This is a genomic window from Pseudomonas fluorescens, assembly GCF_041354075.1.
GTDB lineage: Bacteria > Pseudomonadota > Gammaproteobacteria > Pseudomonadales > Pseudomonadaceae > Aquipseudomonas > Aquipseudomonas fluorescens_CE.
The window spans coordinates 29,351-43,910 of the sequence record NZ_JARZGC010000005.1 but is presented as its reverse complement, the minus strand read 5'-3'; the positions used below and the strand labels follow the sequence as shown (position 1 = coordinate 43,910).

The following is a 14,560-nucleotide window of genomic DNA, read 5'->3' as shown; positions in this document are numbered from 1 at the left end:
CCATGGACACCCTGCAAAACATGCGCGCCTTCAGCTACGTGGCCGAAGCCGGCAGCTTCACCGCCGCCGCCGTGCAGCTCGATACCACGACGGCCAACGTCTCGCGCGCGGTTTCCAACCTGGAAGCCCACCTGCAAACCCGCCTGCTCAACCGCACCACCCGGCGCATCGCCCTGACCGAGGCCGGCAAGCGTTACCTGCTGCGCTGCGAGCAGATCCTGGCGTATGTCGAGGAAGCCGAGGCCGAGGCCAGCGACGCCCACTCGCGTCCGGCCGGACAGCTCAAGGTGCACACCATGACCGGTATCGGTCAGCACTTCGTCATCGATGCCATCGCCCGCTACCGCAAGACCCACCCCGACGTGACCTTCGACCTGACGCTGGCCAACCGCGTACCGGACCTGCTGGACGAGGGTTACGACGTGTCCATCGTCCTGGCCAGCGAGTTGCCGGACTCGGGGTTCGTTTCCCAGCGCCTGGGCATCACCTACAGCATCGTCTGCGCTTCGCCCGCCTATGTAAAAGCCAACGGCTGCGCACAAAAGCCCAGCGACCTGCTCAACCATGCGTGCCTGCGCCTGGTCAGCCCGGTGATCCCGCTGGAAAAGTGGACCTTCGACGGACCGGAAGGCCAGGAGATGGTCACCATCAACAGCTCGCCGTTCCTGGTGAACTCCGCCGACGCGATGAAGACCGCGATCATCAGTGGCATGGGGGTGGGCGTGCTGCCGGTGTATGCGGCGATTGAAGGGCTACGCAACGGCTCGCTGGTGCGCATGATGCCCAACTACCGCTCGCAGGAACTGAACCTGTACGCGATCTACCCCTCGCGCCAGTACCTGGACGCGAAGATCAAGACCTGGGTCGAGTACCTGCGGGGTTCGTTGCCGGAAATCCTCGCGGCACATCAGGCCGAGCTGGCGGCGTATGAGTTGAGCGGAAGCCTGAGCGGCGCACGATTGGCCAACTGATCTGGCGGCGGCGCCCCTTTGTGGGAGCGAGCCTGCTCGCTCCCACAGGGGAAAGAATGTTAGCGTGCTTGGCATTCCACGCCCGACGAGCCTTCCTCCCATGAAAAAGACTGTCCTCGCCTTCAGCCGCATCTCGCCTGCCATGATCGAAACCCTCAGGCAGGATTTCGATGTCATCGTGCCGGACCCGAAAAATGGCGACATCAATGCGCAATTCAATGAAGCCCTGCCCCACGCCCATGGCCTGATTGGTGTGGGCCGCAAACTCGGCCGGGCGCAACTGGAAAACGCCAGCAAGCTGGAGGTGGTGTCCAGCGTCTCGGTGGGCTACGACAACTATGACGTCCCGTACTTCAACGAACGCGGGATCATGCTGACCAATACGCCGGATGTGCTCACCGAAAGCACCGCCGACCTGGCCTTCTCCCTGCTGATGAGCAGCGCCCGCCGTGTGGCCGAACTGGATGCCTGGACCAAGGCCGGTCAATGGCAAGCCTCGGTCGGTGCCCCGCTGTTCGGCACCGATGTGCATGGCAAGACCCTGGGCATCGTCGGCATGGGCAATATCGGCGCCGCCGTGGCCCGTCGCGGCCGGCTCGGTTTCAACATGCCGATTCTCTACAGTGGCAACAGCCGCAAGACCGCGCTGGAACACGAGCTCGGCGCACAGTTTCGCAGCCTTGACGAACTGTTGGCCGAAGCTGATTTCGTCTGCCTGGTGGTGCCGCTCAGCGAAAAGACCAAACACCTGATCAGCCGTCGCGAGCTGGCGCTGATGAAGCCAAGCGCCATCCTGATCAACATCGCCCGGGGCCCGGTGGTGGACGAACCGGCGTTGATCGAAGCGCTGCAAAACAACCAGATTCGCGGTGCCGGCCTGGACGTGTACGAAAAGGAACCGCTCGCCGAATCACCGCTCTTCCAACTGAAAAACGCCGTGACCTTGCCGCATATCGGCTCGGCCACCCACGAAACCCGCGAGGCGATGGCCAACCGCGCCCTGGCCAACCTGCGCAGTGCGTTGCTGGGTGAACGCCCGCAGGATCTGGTGAACCCGCAGGTTTTCAAAGGCTGAAGCGAAACCTCTGTAGGAGCGAGCATGCTCGCGATGGACGTTAACGATGACGCGGGGCATCAAGTTAGCCGACGCGACCTCAAGACCATCGCGAGCAAGCTCGCTCCTACAGGGTACGGATTTCACGCCAATTTACCGTTACCCAGCGCACTCGACGCCTTCGGCTTACGAAACACCAGCACATTACCCAGCATCACCAGCACCAACCCGGCGAGCGCCGGGGCGGTCCACTGGTAGCCTTCGGCAAACGCCGACACGTTCAGCGCCACCACCGGAAACAGCACGGTGCAATACGCCGCACGCTCGGGCCCCATGCGCCCGACCAATGTCAGGTAGGCGGTGAAACCGATCACCGAGCCCGGGATGACCAGGTACAGCAACGAGCCGATGTAGCGCGCGTTCCACTCCATGTCGAAGGGAATGCCCTTGAACAGGCACCACACCGACAGCATCGCCGCGCCATAGGCCATGCCCCAGGCGTTGGTGGTCAAAGGCTTGAGCCCTGCTTTCTGTTGCAGGCTCGACAGCATGTTGCCTGCCGAAAAACACAGCGTGCCGAGCAGCGCCAGGCCTAGGCCGAGCAGCGTTTGCGGGCTGGCCGTGTGGCCGACCAGTTCCGGCCAGAACAACAGGCCAAGCCCGGCCAGGCCAAGGGCGCCGCCCAGCAGCACGTTACGCGCGATCCTCTGACCGAAGAACACCCGCGCATTGAGGGCGTTCCACAGCGTCGCCGTGGAAAACACCACCGCCACCAGGCCGCTCGGTATCCACTGGCTCGCGGTCAGGAAACACATGAAGTTGAGACAGAACAGGCACAACCCCTGCGCCAGGCAGATCAGGTGCCCTCGCCGGTTCATCACTTGCAGCTTGCGGCTGAGCAACAAGAGCACGAACAGCACCAGCGCAGCGAGGCCGAAGCGATAGACGATCGAAACCGGTATGGCCACCACGCCCAGTTGCCATTTCAGGGCAATCCAGGTGGTGCCCCAGATCAGCACGGTCAGCAGGTACAGCGAAAGGTTCATGGCACAGGCTCCTCGATAGGCCTGCAGTGTCCCGCACCCCTTGCGTTCGCACTTGCATAAACTTGCGCTTTTGTCGGCGCACGGGCTGGCAGGCCGGCGACTACGGAGTAGGATGCAAGGCGTTGGAGAACGGATCATGCCCGCACTGGAATCACTGCAAGTCTTTCAAGCCCTCAACCGCTCGCCCCATGCTCGTCTCGAGCACAGCGCCGAGCTCGGTGACGGCATGGCCGCAGCCTTGTGGAGCAACCACCACGACGCCCAGGACTACGAAGCGCCGGGCCACCACACGCTGTCCTGCTACATCGCCGGCGGCACCGGCACCTTTCGCCGCGACCAGCCTGGCACCAAGGGCGGCCCGGACAAACTGTGCATCCTGCCCGCCGAACACCAGTCGGGCTGGGTGATCAACGGCGACATTCGTCTTGCCCATGTGTATTTCAGCCCGGAACAGTTCGCCCTGGGTTGTGTCACCCTGCTGGATCGCGAGCCTCGGGAATTGCAGTTGCGCGAGCGCACCTTTCTCGACGATCCGCAGCAGGCCCGGCGCTTTCGCCAGATGCTGACGCTCAACTGGGATGAACCGGGCGAACGCCTGCTCACCAGCAGCCTGGCCCACGAAATGCTCAGCCACGTGTTGCTGGGCCAGGTTGGCCAGCGCGATGGCCTGCGGCTCAAGGGTGGATTGGCCGCGCATCAACGTCGGCAACTGGTGGAGTTCATCGACAGCCAAATGGCCGAGGCCATCAGCCTGGGTCAACTGGCGGGGTTGTGCGCGCTGTCCGAATATCACTTTGCTCGGATGTTTCGCGAGAGCTTCGGCCTGCCGCCGCACCAGTATGTGCTGGCGCGGCGTCTGGAGCGGGCGCGGGACTTGTTGCGCGGTACTTCCCAGCCACTGGGAGAGATCGCACTGGCCTGCGGATTCGCCAGTGCCAGCCATTTCACCAACCGGTTCCGCCAGGTGCTGGGCGCAACGCCCGGGGAGTATCGGCAGGCGTTCTTGCGTTAGTCCCAGATCTTCAGCGTCTGACAGGCCGCCATCGCGAGCAGGCTCAGAACTCCAAGGTGCTGGACAACGTCACCTGCCGCGAATCCCCCATCGACACGAAGAACCGACTCGCCGCCGAGGTGTAGTACGTGCGATCAAACAGGTTTTTCACGTTGAGCTGAAACTTGACCTTCTGCCCGTCCAGCTGGGTGTCGTAGGTGGCGAAGGCATCCGCCACGGTGTAGCTCGGCAGGTCGAAGTCGTTCACGGCATTCCCCGCCCGCTCACCGACATAACGCGCACCCGCGCCGACCCGCAGTTGATCGCCGCCGATGATCGTACCGAAGTCATACACCGCCGACAGCGACCCGGAATTCTTCGCCACGTTCTGCAGTTTCTTGCCTTTGTAGGTCGGGTCTTCGGTGACTTCGGCGTCGGTGTAGGCGTAGCTGCCGATCAGGCTCCAGCGGTCACTGAGCTGACCGGACAGGTCCACTTCCAGGCCACGCGAGCGCACTTCACCCGCCGCGCTGTAAAGCGTCACCGGGCCCTCGGAATTGGCCACCAGCACGTTGCGTTTCTTGATGTCGAACAGGGCGACGTTCCCCGTCACGCGCCCTGGCAGGTCGAGTTTGGCGCCGATTTCCCAGGACTTGGCCTCTTCCGGCGCGATGCTGCCGTCGAGCACCGTGCTGCTGCCGCTCAACGGGGCGATGGTCGAGTTGGGCTTGAACGATTCGGTGTAGCTGCCGTAGAACGACAATGCGTCGGTGTAGCGATAGACCAGCCCGGCGCGGGGCACCCACTTCTGGCCGTTGCCGTCGGTGTTGGCCTTGAACGGCACGCCTTTGCCGGCGTATTGGTCGTATTCCTGGAAGCGCCCGCCCGCCACCAGAATCCACTGGTCGGTGAGGTGGATCGAGTCCTGCAGGAACACCGAATCGCTGCGCAGGATGTCGGTCTGCGCGCTGTCGGCCGGGCTGACGGTGGTGCCTTCCACCTCGCGGCCATACACCGGGTTGAGGTAGCTGAAGGTGGTCAGGCTCTTCTGGCGGATCAGGTCGGCGCGGTAGATCTTGCGGTACTCGTCATCGATGCCGAACACCAGGTCATGTTGCATGCCCAGCGCATTGACCTTGCCTTCAAGGCTGGCGGTGGTGAAACGGTCGGTACTGATCGCGTTCCGGGTGCCGTCCATGCTGCGGGTCAGCGTGCCATTGTTGGTGTTGATGGCCGTGACACGCACCTGGCTGGCGTCGTAGGTTTCACGGTTCCAGCTGTAGCCGAAGTGGGCTTTCCAGTTGTCGTTGAGCTCGTGGTCGGCCTCGAAATGATAGAGGTCCGAGCGCCCTTCCATGTCGTTGAACGGCTCGTCGAGACGCCGGTTGCGGGAGATGTCCAGCGGATGGTTGTCACGCGGGTCGATCAGGGTGCCACGGTCGAACGGGGTGAGGAATTCCCGGTGCTCGTAGGCGAACAACAGCGTGGTGCGGTCGCCGAACCAGGCCAGCGATGGTGCTACGAGGGTCTCGCGGTGGGTGCCGAAGTTGCGCCAGTAGTCCTCGTCCTCGTGGTCCAGCACCAGGCGGTACGCCAGCCCGGAATCACCGAGGGCGCCGGTGCTGTCGAGGCCGCCACCGCTGCCGTTCTTGCCGTCGCCGTAGGTCGAGCCGCGCAGGGTCAGGGCGTTGTATTGTCCCAGTTCAGGCTTCTTGCTGACCATGTTGACCACACCGCCCGGGTCCTGGATGCCGTAGAGCAACGAGGCCGGGCCCTTGAGCACTTCCACGCGGTCAACGGTGGCGTTCAGGCCGCGCCCCTGCACCACCGGCATGCCGTCGCGCATGATCGAACCGTTGCGGTTGTCACCGAAGCCCCGGGTCATCACCGAGTCCTGGGTGCTGCCCAGCGTGTTGCCCTGGGTGATGCCGCTGACGTTGGCCAGCGCATCGTCGAGGTTGCGCGGCGCCTGGTCGCGAATGACCTGGGCCGGAATCACGTTGACGGTCTGGGGGATTTCCTGAAGCAGTGCCGAGGAGCGCATCACCGAACTGGTGGGTGGCGGCTGGTAGCTCATGGATTGATCCATCACCGAGGTGATGGTGGTCGCGCCCAGGTTAAGCGCGCCGGCGGTTGGCACCGGCTCCAGTACCAGGGTGTGGGCATCGGTGCGGCGGAACGTGAAATTCGAGCCGCTGAGCAAACGCTGCAGTGCCTGCTCGGCACTCATCTGCCCGCTGACCGCCGGGGCGGTGAGACCATAAGGCGCTTCATCGGTGTAGACCACGCTGAGACCGGTGATGCGGCTGAAGTCGCTCAGGGCCTGGGGCAACGGTTTGGCCGCCATCGCAAAGCGGAACTGCGCCTGCTGCTGCGCCGTATCGGACTCGGCAGCCAGTGCCACGCTTGACGGCAGCAACGCCAATGCCGAAATACCCAGTGCCGAAGCACCCAACCACTGTTTGACCGAACCGGATTTTGCCCTGGACTTCATTGCTCAATGACCTGTGTAGAACCGCTACGGATGCGAATGACTCGCAGTTTCAGTCACTACACGGATGGGGGTTGGGTTTACCTCACTGGATTTTTGAAATTATTTTTAGTTGGGTAATGGGGTGTTTGTTCTGGCCCCATCGCGAGCAGGCTGCCTCACCGCAAAATAACCAGACTCCCCAGAGAATCCCGCTCAAACCCCATCACCCCCTGCAACGCCCCCAGCACCGCCTGCGGATCCTTGCTCGGAAAACTGCCACTGACCCGCCGCGCCGCCAGTTGGTCATTGAGCAGCATGATCCTGCCCGGGTAGTAGCGCTGCAGATCCCCGACCACCTCGGCCAGGGTCGCCTTGTAGTAATTGAGCCAGCCCTGGCGCCACGCCAACTGCGCCTCGCTGTCCACGGCGTGAAGTTTTTCCGCGACGCCGTTACCGTAGGCCACCTGCTGACCCGCGCCGAGGATTTGCTGTTCGGCGTGCGGGTCTGCCGTCACGCCTACCCGGCCCGACAGCACGGTCACCTGGGCGCCGTGGTCGCGCAGGCGCACTTCGAATTGCGTGCCCAGCACCCGCGCCTGGCCCTTTTCGGCGTCGACCACAAACGGCTCGCCCGTATGGGTCACGCTGAAAAAACCCGCGCCGCGACGCAGTTGCACGTGGCGCTCGCCACCGCTGAAGTCCACCGCAATGGCGCTGTCCGCGTCGAGGGTCACGCGGGATTGATCGGCCAGGGTCACGGTGCGGATTTCGCCCGGCGCCGACACGTAGTCCGCGCCCAGGTCATCGACCCAGCGCAGCGGCTGCCAGCCAGCGCCGAGGCCGATCATCAACACCAGGCAGGCAGCCATCGCCAGCGCCCCGGACCAGCGTCGAACGCTGTGGCGACGGGGCGCGCTCATGGCGTTGAGGTAGCGCTGCAAGGCCAGGGCATCTTCATCGGCCAGGGTCCGCGCCGGCCCTTCGCTCAGCTCCCACACCACCTGCGCCCGGGCATAGGCCTCGGCATGGGCGGGGTCGGCTTGCAGCCATTGGCTGAACCTTGCCTGATCGGCGCTGCTCGGCTGATCGTGCAACAGGCTCAGCCAGGCCAGGGCGGCCTGTTCCTGGACGGGGGTCGGAGTGACGAGGTCGAGCGGGTTCACGGGGCTTTCCTTGGCGTGCGCGGTTCAGGATCCCGAAGGCTGGCCTTGCAGGCTTCGAGGGCGCGCATCATATGTTTTTCCACGGCGCTTTGGGACAAACCCATGGCCTGGGCGATTTCGGCGTACTTGCGCCCATGGATGCGATTGAGCAGGAAAATCTGCCGCGTACGCTCGGGCAAGGCGCGCAACGCCGCTTCGACGTGGCGCAAATCATTGCCGGCCTCCAGCGCCGCCTGGGGTTCGCTGCCGTGGCTGTCCGGCTCATCGGGTTGCCAGCCCTCGTTCACCCGCGCCCGCGTGCCTTCGCTGCGCAGATGGTCGATGGCGATGTTGCCGGCGCAACGCAACAGGTAGGTGCCGAGTTCTTCGACCTGCACCAGCGGCCGCCGCCAGAAGCGCAGAAACAGGTCCTGCACCAGATCCGCCGCCGTCGCCCGACACCCCACGCGACGGCTCACCAGCGCCTCCATCTGCGAGCGTTGGGACAAGAACACCTTGAGGAAATGCGCACGGGCGCCGAGCGGTTCGTCGTCGCGGGCGTCCGGGGGAATGCTGATCATCGAGACCTGCTACGCAAACACGGCGACGGGACTGGCGAGCAGGCTCAGGCCCGCCAGCACCAGGGCCAGGCGTGGCCGGTACGGGATCAACAGCACCAGCAGCATCGCACTGAGCATCAACATGGCACACCACTGAACCAGCCCCAGGCCCCATCCGGTGGACGCCACCGCCGGCCACACCGACAAGGTCAGCAACAAGCCGCCGCCGAGCTTCAGGCCCTGGCGACGGCGCGGCGAGGCTTTACCGCCCAACAGCTCGACATGATGCCGATCCATGGATAGACACAGCGCGGTAAAACCGGCGTAACAGAGCAACAGGGCAAGCAGCATTCAGTGCGCCTCCTGCTCAAGGGTGATCGGTCGCACGCGCACCCCGTTCACGCGTTCAGCTTTTGCGGCGCGCTGCATTTTCCAGGCAGCCCAGGTCAAGAACACCCCCGTGGCCAGACAGGTCAGATCGAAACCGGCCATCGCCCAATCGCCCTGCGCCAGGCTCGTCCCCAGGTGATAAGGCGTGGTCAGGGCATTGAGCAGCGGCACCGCGCCGAACAGCACCGCCGCCAGCGTCAATTGCTCGACCCAGGCCTGGCGGCCACGACGCAACATCGCATGCAGCAGGCTCAAGCCCCAGACGATGAAGAAACTGTTCACCTCCCACCCCGCCCGGCCGGCCACGTCCAGCGGCAACAGCCGGTTGGCCCAGAAAAACGCGGCCACCGCGACCATCAACCCGGACATGCTGGCAATGTTCAGCACTTGCACCAGCCGCAACTCGAACGGCAACGCCGCACTTTTGGCATGCTTGAGCTGACGCTTGCCCAACCAGATCACCAGCCCGGTGCCGATCATCGCCGTGCCCGCCAGGCCGAAAAGGAAGTACAGCCAGCGCATCACCGGGCCTGCGAAGTGCCCCATGTGCAAACCGTAGAAGCTGCCGGCGATCGCCCTGGGCAGCGAGGGTTCCGGAGTCGTGCCAAGCAGTTGCCCGGTCACGCCGTTGAAGGTCACCGCGCTGCCGAAGTCATGCACCACGCGATCGGCGCCATCGCGCACCAGCACCACCGAGGCGTTGGCATCCCCGGGATTGTTTACGGTGAGGCGCCCGGCCCGGCCACCGCCCCACTGCTCGCGGGCCTTTTCCAGCAACGGAGCCAAGGGCGCCAGCGCGGCGGGCTGGCCTGACAGCTCAGGCGTGGTGGAAGCGGGAAACACCTCGTCGTAGAACCCCCGCACATCGCCTTTGTAAGAGGCCAGGATGCTCGCCGGCATCACCATGGCCATGAAGATCACCAGGCTGCTGTAGGTGATCATCAGGTGAAACGGCAGCACCAGCACGGCCACCGCATTGTGGCCGTCGAGCCAGGAGCGTTGGCCCTTGCGCGGGCGGAAGGTGAAGAAATCCTTGAAGATTTTCTTGTGGGTGATGATCCCGCTGATCAGCGCGACGAACATCACCATCGCCGCGAGGGTCGACAGCCAGCGGCCCCATGGGTAAGGCATCTGCAACTGGAAGTGGAAGCGATAGAAGAACTCGCCGCCGCTGGTTGCCCGGCCCTGCACTTCGGCGCCGGTTTGCGGGTCGAGCAGTTTCTCGGTGAACTGGCCACGTTCGCCGCGCTTGGCGGGCGTCTGTTGCCAACGGACCGACAAGCCGGGCTCACGGGCATCCGGCAGTTCGATCAGCCAGCGCGAGGCGCCGGCCGCGTGTTGCTCCAGGTAATGTTGCGCCACGTTCAGGCTGGCTTCGGAGCTCACGGCGCGGGCCGGAATTTCCGGCTGCATCCAGTGACTGGTTTCATCCTTGAAGTAAGCGAGCGTGCCGGTCAGGAAAATCGCGAACAGCAGCCAGCCGAAGGTCAGACCGGCCCAGGTGTGCAACCAGGCCATCGCCTGACGAAAACCCTCTTTCATGTGCGCTCCATCCAGTACGCCAGCCCCGACACCGCCGCCAGCAACAGGCACGGTACGCTCAACCCGAGCCAGGCTCGACTTGCGGTGCGACAGGCGAAACACCAGATCACCGCGCCCAGGTAAGCCAGGAACGAGGTCATCATGCCGGTGACCACCGCGTCAGCCCGGGCCATGGGCACCCACGAACTCAGGCTGACGCTGGCGAGCGCTGCGACGATGTAACCGCCCACGACGGCCGCCAGCACCCGGGAGGTGACGGCCAGTCGATAGGAGACGGGGAGCGAACGGGTTCTGCCTTTCATGTTTCAACCTGCAGATGCTCGGGAAGCGAATTCACCGCAGTCCCTGTGGGAGCGGTGTCTGGATATTTGCCAAAGTCCCGGCAGATAAACGTGGGCCAGCAAGGCTGCAATATTAATGATAAATATTCTCATACGCAAAACACATCTGATAGCTGAATGAAAGCTTGCCCGCTTACAATGCGAACAATTCTTGTTCTCTACAGCATCCGAATGCGTCGGAGTTTCCCGTTGCAGCCCAACACTAGCGTCGAAGTCCTCTATCAGGCCCATCATAACTGGCTCACCGGTTGGCTGCGGCGCAAGCTCGGCTGCCCTGACAGCGCGGCAGACCTGGCCCAGGACACTTTCATGCGGGTCCTGACCGCCAGGGAAACCCCGCAGATCATCGAACCCCGGGCTTTCCTCACCACCCTGGCCAAGCGCGTGCTGTTCAATCATTACCGGCGTCAGGATCTGGAGCGCGCCTACCTCGAGGCCCTGGCGCAGATGCCGGAACAGGTCGCGCCCTGCGAGGAAGAACGGGCGATCATCCTGCAAACCCTGATGGAACTGGACCAACTGCTCGACGGCTTGCCACGTCCGGTCAAGCGCGCGTTCCTGCTGGCCCAGGTCGATGGCCTGACTTATCCACAGATCGCCAGCGAACTGGGGATTTCCGTCGCCACGGTCAAGCGTCACCTGAACAAAGCGGCGATGCGCTGCTACTTTGCCCTATGAACCGCTCCACGGATTTCTCGCCCCAGGTCGCCGAGCAGGCGGTGCAGTGGCTGATGAAAATGCAGCAGGGACCGTTGAGCCCGCGCCAGCAACTTGCCTGGCAGCATTGGCTGGACGGGCACAGCGAACATCAGCGGGCGTGGGAACATATTCAGCGGGTCAACCAGCGACTGCGAGGGCTGTCCTCGCCGCTGGCCCATGCCGCCCTCAACGCTCCGACCTCTCCCGGCCGACGTCAGGCCTTGAAACTGCTGCTGATCCTCGGGGCCGGCAGCGCCGTGACCTGGGGCCTGCGCGAACACCTGCTGCTGCCACCGTTGCTGGCGGACTACCGCAGCCCGGTGGGCGAACGCCGCAAGATCAACCTCGGTGACGGCAGCCAATTGCAGCTCAACACCGCGAGCTCGGCAGACGTGCAGATCGACGGTGCGCAACGGCTGATCCGCCTGCTCGAAGGCGAGATGCTGCTGACCACCCGACAAGCGTTCCAGGTGCGCACCACCCAGGGCCTGCTGACCACCACCGGCGCGCGCCTGAACGTCCGGCAGTTTGCCGACCGCACCCAGGTCGCGGTGTTCGAGGGCAGTGTCCAGTTGAACCCGGACAGGGGTTCGCCACTGACATTGGCCAGCACCCGACAATCGAGTTTCAGCGCCCAGGACACCAGCCCGCCACAACCGCTGGACGCCAACAGCGGCGCCTGGGCCGACGGCATGCTGGTCGCTGCGCACATGCGCCTCGCGGACTTCCTCGCCGAACTCGCCCGCTACCGTCACGGCCAGCTCAAGTGCGAGGCAAAGGTTGCCGACCTGTTGATCTCCGGAACCTATCCGCTGGACGACAGCGAGCGAATTCTGGACTTGCTGGAAATCAGCCTGCCGGTGAAAGTCCGGCGTTTCACCCGGTATTGGGTGACGGTCGAGGCACGGGCCTGAAGCCGATTGTTGTTCATGAAAAATAAATGAGCCGTTTTTCAGACCTCGCGTGACAGGGAAGGAAAGCCACCTTGATTCAACCTTCTCAGGATCGTCCTTCATGCAACCCACCCGCCTTACCCCGCTGGCCCGAACCCTGCGCAAACTGCTGCTGGGCGCCAGCCTGAGCTTCGGCGCTCTGCCGCTGGCAATGGCCGACGGCGCCCAGTCGTACCACATCGCCCCGTCCTCGCTGGAAACCGCCCTCAACCAGTTCGGTCGGCAGGCCGGCGTGCTGATTTCGTTTGGTTCGCACATCACCAGCGGCGTGCAAAGCCGTGGGCTGGAAGGCAGCTACACCGCCGAGCAGGGCTTGAATGCCCTGCTCGAAGGCACGGGCCTGCAGGCTCGAGCCGAGGGTGACAAGGCCTTCAGCCTGCAACCGCTGGGTGACGCGCCGCTGGAACTGGACTCGTCGAAAATCGTCGGTGACTGGCTGGGCGACGCCGCGCAGATCAACGTGTTCGAGCATCCGGGCGCCCGTGACGTGATCCGCCGCGAGGAATTCGAACGCCAGGGCGCGACCCAGGCCAGGGACGTGCTCAACCGTATTCCCGGGGTCAACGCACCGGACAACAACGGCACCGGCAGCCATGACATGGCGCTGAATTTCGGCATCCGTGGCCTCAACCCGCGCCTGGCGTCGCGCTCGACCGTGTTGATGGACGGCATCCCGGTGCCCTTTGCGCCTTATGGCCAACCGCAGCTGTCGTTCGCGCCGATCAGCATGGGCAACATGGACGCGGTGGACGTGGTGCGCGGCGGTGGTGCCGTGCGTTACGGCCCGCAGAACGTGGGCGGCGTGGTCAACTTCGTGACCCGCGCGATTCCCGATGAACCGACGGTCAAGGGCGGCTTGCAGACCGAAACCAGTCCCTCCTCCAGCCATGATGGTTTCAAGACCACGGGCAATCTGCTCGCCGGCGGCACCGCCGACAATGGCCTGGGCGGCGCCCTGCTGTATTCCGGCACCCGGGGCGGTGACTGGCGCGAGCACAGCGACACCGAAATCGACGACCTGATCCTCAAGGGCAAGTACCAGCTCGACGACGCCAACAGCTTCAATGCGATGGCGCAATATTACGAAGGCAAGGCCGACATGCCCGGCGGCCTGAACGTCGCCGACTACGATGCCGACCCCTATCAGTCCACCCGCCTGAAAGACCAGTTCTGGGGACGCCGCACGATGTTCAACGTTGGCTATCGCTATCAACAGGATCGCCGCGAATTCACGGTCAACAGTTTCTTCACCAAAACCCTGCGCAGTGGTTATCTGGACCAGGGCACCTTCCTGTCGCTGTCACCGCGCGAGTACTGGGTACGCGGCCTGGAAACCCGTTTCGCCCAAGGATTCGACCTGGGTCCGACCAGTCATGAAGTCGGCGTTGGTTACCGCTACATCAATGAAGCCGGCCACGAACTGCGTTATCGCACACCGATTACCGGCAACCAGCAGTACCCGACCACCAACAGCCGCAACGACCGCGACACCCGTGGCGGCACCGAAGCCAACGCGTTCTTCGTTGACGACCGGATCGACATCGGCAAATGGACCATCACGCCGGGCATCCGCTATGAAATGATCGAGTCGCAACAGACCAACAACCTGACGGGCCAGAAATACAAGGGTGACTACAATACCGCCCTGCCGGCGTTGAACGTGCTCTATCACCTGACCGACAGCTGGAATCTGTACGCCAACACCGAAGGCTCGTTCGGGAGTGTGCAATACAGCCAGATGCCCAACCGGGTCAGCAGCGGCGAAGTCAAACCGGAAAAGGCGCGGACCTGGGAAGTGGGCACCCGGTACGACAACGGCGCGCTGCGCGCGGAAATCGGCGCGTTCCTGATCAACTTCGACAATCAGTACGAAAGCAACCAGACCAACGACTCGGTCATCGCCCGTGGCGAAACACGTCATCAGGGCATCGAAACCAGCATCAACTACGCCCTGGATGACTTGAGCCCGGCACTGGCCGGTTTCGATGCCTACGCCACTTACGCCTACGTGGACGCGACCATTCGCGAAGACGGGACGAACAAGGGCAATCGCGTGCCGTTCTCGTCGAAACACAAGGGCACGCTGGGCGTGGGTTACACCGAAGGCGCGTGGAAGTTGAACCTCGACAGCAGCTATCAGAGCGACCAGTTCGCCGACAACGCCAATACCTCGCGTGAATCGGCCGATGGCAGCACCGGCACGATCCCGGGTTACATGCTGTTCAGCAGCCGAGCCGCCTATGACTTCGGGCCTGAGCTGTCGGACCTGAACGTGGCCGTCGGGGTGAAGAACATCTTCAACCACCAGTACTTCACCCGCTCATTCGACGACAACAACAAGGGCAAGTACGTGGGAGAACCGCGCACGGTGTATGTGCAGACGTCGGTCGCGTTCTGA

The 14,560-nt window shown here is 63.7% G+C and carries 13 protein-coding genes; 6 read left to right on the top strand and 7 right to left on the bottom strand.

The features are described 5' to 3' along the window. Positions 1-2: 2 nt before the first annotated feature. Both QIW53_RS08125 and QIW53_RS08120 read left to right on the top strand, forming a co-directional pair. A complete protein-coding gene (locus QIW53_RS08125) occupies positions 3-971 on the top strand; it encodes a LysR family transcriptional regulator (protein WP_371049126.1) in 969 nt (322 codons plus the stop codon). A 100-nt stretch (positions 972-1,071) separates the two neighbouring features. Further along, entirely contained in the window at positions 1,072-2,046 is a 975-nt protein-coding gene (locus QIW53_RS08120) for a 2-hydroxyacid dehydrogenase (RefSeq protein WP_371049125.1), read from the top strand. A gap of 122 nt (positions 2,047-2,168) precedes the next feature. Here the strand turns inward: QIW53_RS08120 and QIW53_RS08115 are convergent, their stop codons facing one another. After that, entirely contained in the window at positions 2,169-3,071 is a 903-nt protein-coding gene (locus tag QIW53_RS08115) for a DMT family transporter (RefSeq protein WP_371049124.1), read from the bottom strand. Positions 3,072-3,207: 136 nt separating this feature from the next. Here QIW53_RS08115 and QIW53_RS08110 point away from each other — a divergent pair, with 136 nt between their 5' ends. Continuing rightward, the gene (locus QIW53_RS08110; protein ID WP_371049123.1) at positions 3,208-4,083 is read left to right on the top strand and encodes a helix-turn-helix domain-containing protein; all 876 of its coding nucleotides are present in this window, start codon (positions 3,208-3,210) and stop codon (positions 4,081-4,083) included. Positions 4,084-4,126: 43 nt separating this feature from the next. Here QIW53_RS08110 and QIW53_RS08105 read toward each other — a convergent pair whose 3' ends face one another. The 6 genes from QIW53_RS08105 to QIW53_RS08080 all read right to left on the bottom strand — a co-directional run bounded on the left by QIW53_RS08105 (position 4,127) and on the right by QIW53_RS08080 (position 10,471). Then, positions 4,127-6,556 carry a TonB-dependent siderophore receptor gene (locus tag QIW53_RS08105; RefSeq protein WP_371049122.1) on the bottom strand — a complete coding sequence of 810 codons (2,430 nt, stop codon included), beginning with the start codon at positions 6,554-6,556 and terminating at the stop codon, positions 4,127-4,129. 155 nt (positions 6,557-6,711) lie between these two features. After that, a complete protein-coding gene (locus QIW53_RS08100; protein ID WP_371049121.1) occupies positions 6,712-7,698 on the bottom strand; it encodes a FecR family protein in 987 nt (328 codons plus the stop codon). Then, positions 7,695-8,258: an RNA polymerase sigma factor gene (locus tag QIW53_RS08095; protein ID WP_371049120.1), complete on the bottom strand. Its 564-nt coding sequence runs from the start codon at positions 8,256-8,258 to the stop codon at positions 7,695-7,697. The genes QIW53_RS08100 and QIW53_RS08095 overlap by 4 nt, the downstream gene beginning before the upstream one ends. Positions 8,259-8,267: 9 nt before the next feature. Continuing rightward, a complete protein-coding gene (locus tag QIW53_RS08090) occupies positions 8,268-8,588 on the bottom strand; it encodes a DUF3325 domain-containing protein (RefSeq protein WP_371049119.1) in 321 nt (106 codons plus the stop codon). After that, positions 8,589-10,169 (bottom strand): PepSY-associated TM helix domain-containing protein, encoded by a 1,581-nt coding sequence (locus QIW53_RS08085; protein WP_371049118.1) that lies wholly within the window; start codon positions 10,167-10,169, stop codon positions 8,589-8,591. After that, on the bottom strand, positions 10,166-10,471 hold the full coding sequence (locus tag QIW53_RS08080; RefSeq protein WP_371049117.1) for a DUF3649 domain-containing protein: 306 nt from the start codon (positions 10,469-10,471) through the stop codon (positions 10,166-10,168). Before QIW53_RS08080 ends, QIW53_RS08085 begins: the two co-directional genes overlap by 4 nt. 210 nt (positions 10,472-10,681) lie before the next feature. Between QIW53_RS08080 and QIW53_RS08075 the strand changes: the two genes are divergently transcribed. From QIW53_RS08075 to fecA, 3 genes are all read left to right on the top strand, one after another. Continuing rightward, positions 10,682-11,188 (top strand): sigma-70 family RNA polymerase sigma factor, encoded by a 507-nt coding sequence (locus QIW53_RS08075; RefSeq protein ID WP_371049116.1) that lies wholly within the window; start codon positions 10,682-10,684, stop codon positions 11,186-11,188. Continuing rightward, entirely contained in the window at positions 11,185-12,123 is a 939-nt protein-coding gene (locus tag QIW53_RS08070) for a FecR domain-containing protein (protein ID WP_371049115.1), read from the top strand. Before QIW53_RS08075 ends, QIW53_RS08070 begins: the two co-directional genes overlap by 4 nt. 100 nt (positions 12,124-12,223) lie before the next feature. Continuing rightward, positions 12,224-14,560, top strand: a complete 2,337-nt coding sequence (gene fecA / locus QIW53_RS08065; RefSeq protein ID WP_371049114.1) for a TonB-dependent Fe(3+) dicitrate receptor FecA — start codon at positions 12,224-12,226, stop codon at positions 14,558-14,560.